Genomic DNA, 1,438 nt, shown 5'->3' on the forward strand with positions numbered 1-1,438 from the left:
GATGAAAGGTTTAGACGCCGAATAATATTCAGACAATTATTGAAAAGGGCACTCAGTGAATCTGCTGGGTGCTTTTTTATATTAATTGAGTGTTTTCTCATTTTTATTTCATAATACTGTCATTTTCATTGAGAAAAAGACTAAGCTCTGATAAAATGAAACAGCGAATACGAATACTATCGAATATAAACAAAAGGATGAATCAATTATGGCAAAAGAGTATAATGTAGCAATTGTCGGGGCAACAGGTGCAGTTGGGGAACAATTACGTCACTTAGTTGCAAAAGCAAATTTCCCAGTAAAAAATGTGAAACTATTAGCATCAGCACGTTCAGCGGGTAAAGAATTACCAGTGGGCGATAAAAACTATGTTGTTGAAGAATTGACAAAAGATGCTTTTGAAGGTGTGGATATTGCCTTCTTTTCAGCTGGTGGAGACCGTTCAATCGAATTTAGTCAAGCAGCCATTGATGCTGGTACGGTCGTCATTGATAATACTTCTGCCTTCCGGATGGATGAAAATACGCCTTTAGTAGTGCCAGAGGTAAACCCACAAGCATTGAAAAATCATAATGGCTTGATTGCTAACCCTAACTGTTCAACAATCCAAATGGTTGTGGCTTTAAATCCAATCCGTGATGCCTTTGGGTTAGACCGTGTGATTGTGTCTACTTACCAAGCGGTATCAGGTGCAGGCGCGACAGCTATTGAAGAAATGCGTCAACAATACCGTGATATTGAAGCAGGTAATGATATTCAAACGCCTGGAATCTTACCAGTTGGTGGTGATGAGAAACATTATCAAATGGCTTACAACGTATTGCCGCAAATCGATAGATTCCAAGACAACCACTATACTTATGAAGAAATGAAAATGACCAATGAAACCAAAAAAATCTTAGGTGATGAGACGATTGGGGTATCAGCGACATGTGTGCGTGTACCGGTTGTTTACGGCCACTCAGAGTCTGTTTACTTTGAAGTAGATAATGATGACGTGACACTTGAAGATATCCAAAATGTTTTACGAGACGCACCTGGTGTTGTATTGGAAGATGATATCAACCAACAACTTTATCCTCAAGCAGTGAATGCTGAGAAGAAAACTGAAACATTTGTTGGCCGTATCCGTAAAGATTTAGACTTCCCACGTGGATTCCATATGTGGGTTGTTTCTGACAATTTATGGAAGGGTGCTGCATTGAATTCAATTCAGATTGCAGAACAAATGGTAGCTGATAAATTAATCTAGTTTATGTTATACTTAAGCTAGCGATGTGCGGGCAATGTGGCGAAGCGTCATTGCACCGCACTTTTTTTTGAGTAAAAAATATATCCGACCTGATTAACAATTTGCGTCAGCTTGGATACAGGCTGCACTAACTATTTAGCGTGCATCCAGACTTTATAAAAATAAACCCAATATATTAGGAGGCAA

1 protein-coding gene is annotated in these 1,438 nt (G+C 38.9%); it reads left to right on the forward strand.

The genetic code is table 11. From position 1 onward, the window contains the following. Positions 1-208 precede the first annotated feature (208 nt). On the forward strand, positions 209-1,252 hold the full coding sequence (locus ACRCJ0_RS14000; RefSeq protein WP_431390837.1) for an aspartate-semialdehyde dehydrogenase: 1,044 nt from the start codon (positions 209-211) through the stop codon (positions 1,250-1,252). Positions 1,253-1,438 lie beyond the last annotated feature (186 nt).

The sequence above is a fragment of the Aerococcus sp. L_32 genome, from assembly GCF_050689315.1.